We start from the raw sequence: 8170 nt of genomic DNA on the forward strand, positions 1-8170 counted from the left end.
CGGGCGTGGCCCGGGTGCACAATCTGGGCCCCCGATCCGCGCCGCCGCGCGAGCCCGCCTTTCCGTTCCAGCCCCATGCGAATCCACGACATCCGACGCCGACTGCGCGAAGCAGGCGCGGGCCCCAGCCATGAGCAGCGCGTGCTGCGGCTGTGGTCCCATGCGCTGCCGCGCGACAGCGGCCGGCGGCTGCCGCACAGCTTCTTTCCGGCCGGGTTGATGGCCGAGCTGCCGGCGATCGAGGCCGAGCTCGCGGGCCTCGCGCGCGTGCATGCGGTGCATCCGGGCGCCGATGGTTCGGAGCGGCTGCTGGTGGCCCTGGCCGACGGCCAGACCGTCGAGAGCGTGCTGCTGCCGCGCGACGGCCTGTGCGTGTCCTCGCAGGTGGGCTGCGCGGTCGGCTGCCAGTTCTGCATGACCGGGCGCGAAGGCCTGCTGCGCCAGGTCGGCAGCGCCGAGATCATTGCCCAGGTGGCGCTCGCGCGCCTGCGCCGGCCGGTGCGCAAGGTGGTGTTCATGGGCATGGGCGAGCCGGCCCACAACCTCGACAACGTGATGGAGGCGATCGAGTTGCTCGGCACGGTCGGCAACATCGGCCACAAGAACCTGGTGTTCTCCACCGTCGGCGATCCGCGCGTGTTCGAGCGGCTGCTGCAGGAACGCGTGCGGCCCGCGCTCGCGCTGTCGCTGCACACCACGCGCGACGAACTGCGCCGCAAGCTGCTGCCGCGCGCGCCGCGGCTCACGCCCGAGGAACTGGTCGCGGCCGGCGAGCGCTATGCGCGCACCACCGGCTATCCGATCCAGTACCAGTGGACGCTGCTCGAGGGCATCAACGACAGCGAGGAAGAGATCGACGGGCTGGTGCGGCTGCTGTCGGGCAAGTACGGCGTGCTCAACATGATCCCGTTCAACGCGGTCGACGGCGTGGACTTCCAGCGCCCGGCCTGGGCGCGCTGCCAGCAGATCGCGCGCACCCTGCACGAGCGCGGCATCCTGACCAAGCTGCGCAATTCGGCAGGGCAGGACGTGGATGGAGGCTGTGGGCAGTTGCGGGCGCGGGCTGTCGGCACGCAGGTGATGTTCCAGCGAACCGCTCAAGCTCCTGGTCCTGCATGACGATCCGGGACCTCGCACGGGCAGCCGCCATCGGGGTCTTCTGTGTTGGACGTACTCGAGAGAGTATGACAAAGTATGATCCACGCAGACCTGAAGGAGCGTGACCCTTGCCCAGTACCCTGGAACGACTGACCGTGACCATGCCTGTAGAGATGGCTGCGACCATCAAGCAGGCGGTGGACGAGGGCGAGTACGCCTCGACCAGCGAAGTGGTGCGCGAAGCCCTGCGTGAATGGAAGACGCGGCGCCAGTTGATGCTCGCCGAGTTGTCCGTCCTCAAGGCCGATATCGATCGAGGCCTGGCGGATGTGGCTGCAGGCCGCGTCAAGGACTTCGATGCCGATCGCATCATCGAACGCGGGAGACAGCTATTGGCCGCACGCTCCAGCTGACCGAGAGTGCCGAGCAGGATCTGGCGGAAATCTGGTCATACATCGCCGAGGGAGCCTCGGAGGCCGTTGCCACCCGTTTCCTGGGAAAGTTGCACTCCACCTGCCAGGGGCTGCTGGCATTCCCGATGGCGCACCCCGAGCGTCGACAACTCGCACCTGAGCTGCGCGTCGTCTTTCATGGCGCCTATGCGATCTACTATCGACCGGACGAAGGGGTGGTGACGATCGTTCGCGTCCTGCACGGTGCGCGTGATCTGGGCGCGATCGCCGATCAAGGCGGGTTCGACGCCTGACAGGCCGAACCCTTCAAGCCCCCGCGTTCAGGCCGGCTTCGCCGCCTCGTCCCCCAGAAAGAACGCCACCGCCCGCCCCACCACCCAGGGCACGATCACATGGTCCCCATCGAAGGGCTGCAGCGTGAGGTCGTGCCCGCTCTCGAGCAGCCGCCTGGCATGCGGATGGGCGCTGGTCTCGATCGGCAACTGGCTGTCCGAGCGGCCGTGCGCGAGAAAGAAGCGCGGCGTGCCGGCCTGCGCGAAGCTGTTCATGAAGCCGGCCGACAAGCCGATGACGTGGCTCGCCACGTCGCCGTTGGTGAGGCCCAGCGACAGCGCGTAGCTGCCGCCGTCGGAGAAACCCGCGAGCGCGAGCCGCGCGGGGTCGAGACGGAAATGCCGCGACACGGTGGCCAGCGCGTTGTCGAGCCGCTCGAGGTCGGGGCCATGGCCGCCGACCACGATGTCCCAGGTGGCGTACATCGACTGCGGCGCCAGCAGCAGGAAGCCGCGCGAGCGCGCATGGGCGACGAAGTGCGGCAGCACGCGGTTGGCCTCGCCGCCCGCACCATGGAACATCACGAGCAGGGGCAGCGGCGCATCGGTGGGCAGGCCCTCGGGCACGACCAGCACCGCGTCGCGGCCTTCGTCGAAGCCCAGGTCGTGGCGCCCGGGCGGCAGCGGTTCGTAGAGGGGCGCGGCACCGGGCCGGAAGGCCATGCGGCCCGTGAGCGCGCCGCCGAACAGGGTGGGGTCGATCATGCGTGGCCTCCTCCGGTCGAAGCGGCGGGCGCGATGCCGCGGAACACCGCGCACTGCGCGAAGGACTGCGTCGACAGCGGCAGTTCCTTGCGCCGGCAGTACTTGCTCGTGAGCTTGAGCAGCTCCTTGATGTCGCGGCCGCTGGCGCCCGCGTAGTCGACCACCAGCCGGTCGATCACGGCGACGGGCAGCTCCACGCCGAGCTGGGCCGACAGCGTGGCCCACAGGCGTCGCGCATCCTCGGGCCCGGGCGGCTGGTAGTCGATCACCGCGATGCAGCGCGAGAGGATGGCCTCGTCGATGTCGCCGACGCGGTTGGTGGTCATGAACAGCAGGCCGCTGAAGTACTCGAGCGTGCGCAGGAACTCGGCCACGATGGCGTTGTGCTGCAGGTCGTTGTCGCGGCGCCGGATGTAGACGTCGGCCTCGTCGAGCAGCAGCACGCAGCCCCAGCGCGCGGCGCGCTGCAGGATGCGCGTGAGGCTGGTCTCCACCGAGCTCGCCGTCACGCCGAGCTGGCCCGAATGCACGCGGTACAGCGGCTTGCCGACCACCTCCGCATAGACCTCGGCGGTCAGCGTCTTGCCCAGGCCGGGCGCGCCCTTGCACAGGATGGTGGTGCCGCCCGACTTGCCGGGCACCACGTCCTCGACCAGGAAGTTGCGGTCGGCCGTGAGGATGTCGATCAGGTCGCGGTGCGCCTGCGGCAGCACCAGCCGCTCGCGCAGGCCGGGCTGGTACCGGTACTCCTGCACATGCTGCGCATGGACCCAGATGTTGCGGTGCCAGTCGAGGTGGAACAGGTGCAGGTAGCAGTGCTGGGGAATGCGGTCGAAGCCCTGGGCGATGCCGCTCTCGCGCCAGTGGTGCGGATCGGCGGCCAGGTCGAAGCGGCGGCGCAGCAGCTCCTCGTCGTTCACGCAGCGCACAGCGGCGCCTTCGGGCAGTCGATGGCACTCGAGCGCCGCGCGCGGGCCCTCGCCCGCGGTCCAGACGCTGCCGCCGACGGTGAACTGCGCGCCGTGCTGCGGTTGCAGCTTGCCGAAGCGCTCGAGCTGCATCTCGTACTCGCGCTTGAACTCCGCGCATTCCTTGTGAAAGCCGTGGTCGGCGAACAGGTCGGCCAGCGTGCGCTGCGGCAACTGCTCCTCGTAGAAGCTCAGGCCCCAGGTCATGCCCGCGAAGCGCAGCCGGGGCTCGGAGGGCGGCTCGCGGCCGGCGGCCTGCAGCGTGTTGGCGAGCAGGCCCACGAGCACGTAGGCATTGCCCTCGGTGGGCTTCACCAGCCGCACCGTGTGGACCAGCCAGGGCAGCAGCACGCCGTCCTTGCCGCGCTGGTAGAGCCAGCCGTCGATCGCGTCGCGCGCCAGCCATTCGGTCAGTGCCGGCACCATCGCCTCGAGGTTCGCGATCGGCTGCAGCTGCGATTCGCCGTTGAGGTTGTCGAGCGCGAGCAGCTGGAACACCAGGTCGCGCGCGCCCTTGCCGAGGCTCAGCTGGTAGAGCAGGTTGAGCGAGCGGCCGTCGAAGTGGCGGCTCGACACGACGCGTATGCCGCTGCAGGCCCCCTGGCCACCCAGCTGGAGGCCCAGCGGCGACTGCGCGCCGACCTGGCTGCGCAGGACGGCAGCCAGCATCTCCGGTATCTCGAGTTCCACGGCGTCTCCTCGTGTCGCCTGTCCATGCTAGCCCGGCGCGGGCGCCCGGCGATTGACCTGGGTCAAGCCCGTGGGAAGATGGCGGCGGCCATCGCGCAGCCATGGCCCGACGCAGAAAGGAAGGAAAGCGCCCATGCCCTCGCCCTCGAAGACCTCGCTGTTCGCCGCCGCGAAGGCCTGGGACGCGGCCTCGGTCCAGGCCCAGTTGGCCCAGTCGCCGGCGCTGGTCGGCGCCACCGATCCGCGCGGCCGCGCGGCGATCCATCTGGCCTGCACGGTGAAGGCCGCGGGCGCGCAGCTCGCGGAACCCCATGGGATCGAGACCGTGACCGCGCTGCTCGATGCGGGTGCCGATCTCGAGGCCGAAGTGCCCATGGACGAGGACGAGGGCGACTTCCGCGCCACGCCGATCTGGTACGCGGTGGCGCGCGGCGAGAACCTGCCGCTGGTGAAGTTCCTCGCCAAGCGCGGCGCGAACACGAGCTGGTCGCTGTGGGCCGCGGTATGGCGCGACGACGCGGCGATGTGCCGCGTGCTGCTCGCGAACAGGCCCGCGCTGAACCTGCGCGCGCACGGCGAAACGCCGCTCTTCTATGCAGCCCGGCTGCAGCGGCTCGAGACGCTGGCGCTGTTGATCGCGGCCGGTGCCGATGCGTCCGTGGCCGACGAGCAGGGGCGCGATGCGGTCGACATCGCGCGGGCGCGGCGTCTGCCGAAGGAGCTCATCGCGCGGCTCGAGCAATCGAAGCGATTGCGTCCCGCGTAGATCCACGCAAGCGTCGGCTAGACCTGCGCGCGCTGGCGCGACAGGCCATCGACCCGCCTGAGCATCTCGGGCAGCCTGTACGTACCGGCCATCGCGCGGATGTGCGCCCTGGCCTGCTCGAGCGGCATGCCCGCGGCCGTCACGAAGAGCGGGCGCGCGCTCTCGCCGCGCAGCAGTTCGGTCTCGGGCGGCGCCCCCGCGAACCTCGTCTTCGCGACGCCGATCACCGGGGTCGTGCGGCCGAGCTTCTCCCAGAGCACCGCGCCGAGGCCGTCGCGCGACGGCGTGCCCAGCGTCACGTAGCCGTCGATGACGATGCAGGCGAGCGGCTCGGCGACCTGCGCGAGCACGGCCTCGATGCAGGGCAGCTCGCGGCGGTAGAACGCGCCGGGCACATAGTCCTCGACCTGCGGCACCGGCACCAGGATCTCGCGCACGGGCGCGGTGTCATGCCAGTCCGCGAGCAGCAGCCCGGCGGCCATGGCGCCGCCCGACTCGGCGTAGGCGACATCGACGGCGAGGATCACGCGGGCTCGCCGGCCGCGAAGCCGATGCGGGGTGAGGTGATGCGGCCGTTCGCGACCGCGAGCACGAAGCGCAGGGTGTCGCCCTCGACGACGACCTGCACGCCGAGCTTGGCCGTCACGGCCTCGCCGGCGAGTTGCGCGCCGCTCCAGTTCGCCGCGATATCTCGCGCGGACAGCGTGGCGATCTCCGCGCCCAGCCCGCGCCCCACCGATTCCGAGCGCAGCACGATCGTGTTGAGGCCTTGCTCGTGCCCGTCCATCGACACCTGCAGGCCCGGCAGCGCGAGCAGTCCGTCCCCGAGCCGCAGTTCGCCCGACAATGCCGTGCGCCCGAGCAGCGTGCGCGCCTGCGCGGTCAGCCCCTGGGCCTGCGTGCCGAGCCCCTGGCGCAGCATCGATTCGGCGAAGGGCCGCAGCCGCAGCTTGCCGCGCTCGGAGATCCACGGGCCGATCAGGCTCTTGCGGCGCTCGAATTCCACGCCCGCGAGCGGCGCCGAGGCGAACTGGTAGAGGTAGCTGCGGCCGTTCGGCGCATCGACGTAGAAGCCGAGCGGGCTCACGCCCATGCGCGAGTCGGGGCCCACGTGCTCGACGGTGGCGTCGTTGAAGTCGACCAGCCCGTGGCGGATCGGCACGGTCACGTCGGCATCGAACAGCAGGTGCGCGTCGGTGATGCGGCCGCGCAGGGTGCCGTCGATCTCGCCGAGCGGGCCGAGCTGCCAGGCATCGGCCGGCGGCGGCAGCGTCGTGCCGTCGGCGGGATGGGTGGCTTCCCACAGTTGGTGGAACTGCCGTGGCAGCACCAGCGGGCCGTGCAACTTCAGGCCGGCGAATTCCGCGTCGCGGGCCTCGATGGCGCCGACGCGCAGCGACCCGTTCTCGGCATGCACGCGCGCGACCAGTTCGTGCACGGCGATGTGCTCGATCTCCAGCACCAGCGCGCCCGTGGCGAGCCGCAGGGCCGTCGCTTCGAGCCGCGCGATCCGCAGTTCGCGCGTGCCGTCCTGCCCCGCGGTCCAGCGCACGCCCTCGAGCGCGAAGCGGTTCGGATCGGCATCGCCGCGCGCGCCGAGTTCCAGGCCCAGCACGAGATCGACGAGAGAGGCAGCGAGGGAAGCGCTCATGGTGGCTTTCTAGCAGACGGGCTCAGCGGCACATCGGAAACCCGCCCGTCTCCAGATGGAAGTGATCGCGGTGCGCCGCGTTGTACTCGGGCCCGAGCACGCCGCGAAAGAACCGGCAGGCACCCAGGTGGGCATCGTTCAGCAGCGCGGCCGAAGGGTTCGAAGCGTCGGTGTGCCAGTCCTTGCGCACGTTGACGCGGCGTCCGTCGGCGAGCACGAAGCCGGCCACGTCGAAGGCATCGGCCGTGGCATGCCGGCTGCGTGGCGCGCCGGGCATCGCGCCTTCGCCGCGGTTCACGTTGCGGCAGGCATAGCTGCCGAGGTGGTCGATCGCGGCGACCGGCTGGCCGAAGTGCCGCAGGGCCGCGGGCTGCAGCGCATGGCGCTCCCACATGAAGAAGGACAGCGCCATCGGGCAGCTCAGCGTGGGCGCGCTGCCCAGCCGCACGCCGGCCGAACGCAGGCGCACCGCGTTCTCGAAGCCGCAGCCCGGGCCGGTGACGCGGTCGGGCACGCGCTCGTACTGCATGCCGGTGTCGGCCAGCGCGGCCTGGCAGCGCACCGGGTCGCCGCGTGCGCGGGCCAGCTTGTACGAAGTGAGCCAGTTGGGCGCTGCCGTCACGTCGAGCGGCGCCCAGGGATCGTGCCGCTCGGGCACCTCGATGGCGCCCGTGAAGACGGCCACCACGCCGGCGGCGATGGCGACGACCAGCGCGAGGGCCAGTCGGCGTCCGGGGCGGGCGGGTCGGTCTTGCGCGGGCGGCAGGGGCACGGGTGACGAAGGCGTTGAATGGCGGAAGTCTTATTGGGACCGGACCGCCCACGCGGCGCTGTCGGGTTGATCGGCCAGCGCGTGTAGGCCGATGCGAACCGGCCGGGCGTCGCTCAAGGCCGAATGCAATCGAGCAGCACGCGGAACGCCGGCTCGATGTTCGCCTCCTCCACGCAGGCATAGCCCAGCAGCAGGCCGCGTCGCCCGTCGCCGCGCCGGTAGTAGCGCGACAGCGGCCGCGAGAGCACGCCGCGCGCCTGCGCCGCTTCCATGATCGCCACGTCGTTGCGGTCCTCGGGCAGCCGCAGCACCAGGTGCAGGCCGGCATTGCTGGCCTGCGGATGCAGGTGGTCGGGGCCCAGGTGCTCGCCGATCAGCCCGGCCAGCAGCGCGCGCCGGCGCGCATAGAGCACGCGCATGCGGCGGATGTGGGCAGCGTAGTGGCCTTGTCCGATCAGCTCGGCCAGTGCCACCTGCGTGATGGCGTGGCCCTCGCGGTAGAGGTCGGCATGGGCGGTGCGGAAGTGCGCGGCCAGCGCGCGCGGCAGCACCATGTAGCCCACGCGCAGGCCCGGGAACAGGGTCTTGCTGAAGGTGCCGATGTAGATCACCGGGCTGTCGTCCTCGAGCCCCTGCATCGAGGGAATGGGCCGGCCCGCGAAGCGGAACTCGCTGTCGTAGTCGTCCTCCACGATCCAGCTGCCCGACTGGCGCGCGAAGTCGAGCAGCTCGCGCCGGCGCGCCAGGCTCATCACCGAGCCCAGCGGGTACTGGT

10 protein-coding genes are annotated in these 8170 nt (G+C 71.0%); 4 read left to right on the top strand and 6 right to left on the bottom strand.

Annotated elements, in window-relative coordinates:
• The first annotated feature begins 75 nt into the window (after window positions 1-75).
• The 3 genes from AC27VN_RS25165 to AC27VN_RS25175 all read left to right on the top strand — a co-directional run bounded on the left by AC27VN_RS25165 (window position 76) and on the right by AC27VN_RS25175 (window position 1804).
• Window positions 76-1119, top strand: a complete 1044-nt coding sequence (locus tag AC27VN_RS25165; protein ID WP_490878283.1) for an RNA methyltransferase — start codon at window positions 76-78, stop codon at window positions 1117-1119.
• Window positions 1120-1226: 107 nt separating this feature from the next.
• Window positions 1227-1511, top strand: coding sequence for a ribbon-helix-helix domain-containing protein (locus tag AC27VN_RS25170; RefSeq protein ID WP_218159399.1), 285 nt, complete (start codon window positions 1227-1229; stop codon window positions 1509-1511).
• 41 nt (window positions 1512-1552) lie between these two features.
• Complete coding sequence (locus AC27VN_RS25175) at window positions 1553-1804, top strand: type II toxin-antitoxin system RelE/ParE family toxin (protein ID WP_256222710.1); 252 nt, start codon at window positions 1553-1555, stop codon at window positions 1802-1804.
• Between the two features lie 27 nt (window positions 1805-1831).
• On the opposite strand, the gene AC27VN_RS25180 is transcribed toward AC27VN_RS25175, so the two are convergent.
• The gene (locus AC27VN_RS25180) at window positions 1832-2548 is read right to left on the bottom strand and encodes an alpha/beta hydrolase (RefSeq protein WP_490878284.1); all 717 of its coding nucleotides are present in this window, start codon (window positions 2546-2548) and stop codon (window positions 1832-1834) included.
• Window positions 2545-4206, bottom strand: coding sequence for an AAA family ATPase (locus tag AC27VN_RS25185; RefSeq protein WP_490878285.1), 1662 nt, complete (start codon window positions 4204-4206; stop codon window positions 2545-2547). The genes AC27VN_RS25180 and AC27VN_RS25185 overlap by 4 nt, the downstream gene beginning before the upstream one ends.
• Before the next feature lie 133 nt (window positions 4207-4339).
• Between AC27VN_RS25185 and AC27VN_RS25190 the strand changes: the two genes are divergently transcribed.
• Window positions 4340-4972 carry an ankyrin repeat domain-containing protein gene (locus AC27VN_RS25190; protein WP_490878286.1) on the top strand — a complete coding sequence of 211 codons (633 nt, stop codon included), beginning with the start codon at window positions 4340-4342 and terminating at the stop codon, window positions 4970-4972.
• A 17-nt stretch (window positions 4973-4989) separates the two neighbouring features.
• Here the strand turns inward: AC27VN_RS25190 and AC27VN_RS25195 are convergent, their stop codons facing one another.
• From AC27VN_RS25195 to AC27VN_RS25210, 4 genes are all read right to left on the bottom strand, one after another.
• A complete protein-coding gene (locus tag AC27VN_RS25195) occupies window positions 4990-5499 on the bottom strand; it encodes an endonuclease V (protein ID WP_490878287.1) in 510 nt (169 codons plus the stop codon).
• Window positions 5496-6623, bottom strand: coding sequence for a hypothetical protein (locus AC27VN_RS25200; protein WP_490878288.1), 1128 nt, complete (start codon window positions 6621-6623; stop codon window positions 5496-5498). Before AC27VN_RS25200 ends, AC27VN_RS25195 begins: the two co-directional genes overlap by 4 nt.
• A gap of 22 nt (window positions 6624-6645) precedes the next feature.
• Window positions 6646-7395, bottom strand: a complete 750-nt coding sequence (locus AC27VN_RS25205; protein ID WP_490878289.1) for an extensin-like domain-containing protein — start codon at window positions 7393-7395, stop codon at window positions 6646-6648.
• A gap of 113 nt (window positions 7396-7508) precedes the next feature.
• A partial coding sequence (locus tag AC27VN_RS25210) for an aminotransferase-like domain-containing protein (RefSeq protein WP_490878290.1) occupies window positions 7509-8170 on the bottom strand: 662 nt, incomplete at its 5' end.

The sequence above is a fragment of the Variovorax sp. 20P10.2.4 genome (genome assembly GCF_058244205.1).

What these genes read in the sequence shown, in the direction of transcription:
- AC27VN_RS25165 (WP_490878283.1), top strand. Translation starts at nt 76, where the DNA reads ATGCGAATCCACGACATCCGACGCCGACTGCGCGAAGCAGGCGCGGGC.
- AC27VN_RS25180 (WP_490878284.1), bottom strand. Translation starts at nt 2,548, where the DNA reads ATGATCGACCCCACCCTGTTCGGCGGCGCGCTCACGGGCCGCATGGCC.
- AC27VN_RS25190 (WP_490878286.1), top strand. Translation starts at nt 4,340, where the DNA reads ATGCCCTCGCCCTCGAAGACCTCGCTGTTCGCCGCCGCGAAGGCCTGG.
- AC27VN_RS25200 (WP_490878288.1), bottom strand. Translation starts at nt 6,623, where the DNA reads ATGAGCGCTTCCCTCGCTGCCTCTCTCGTCGATCTCGTGCTGGGCCTG.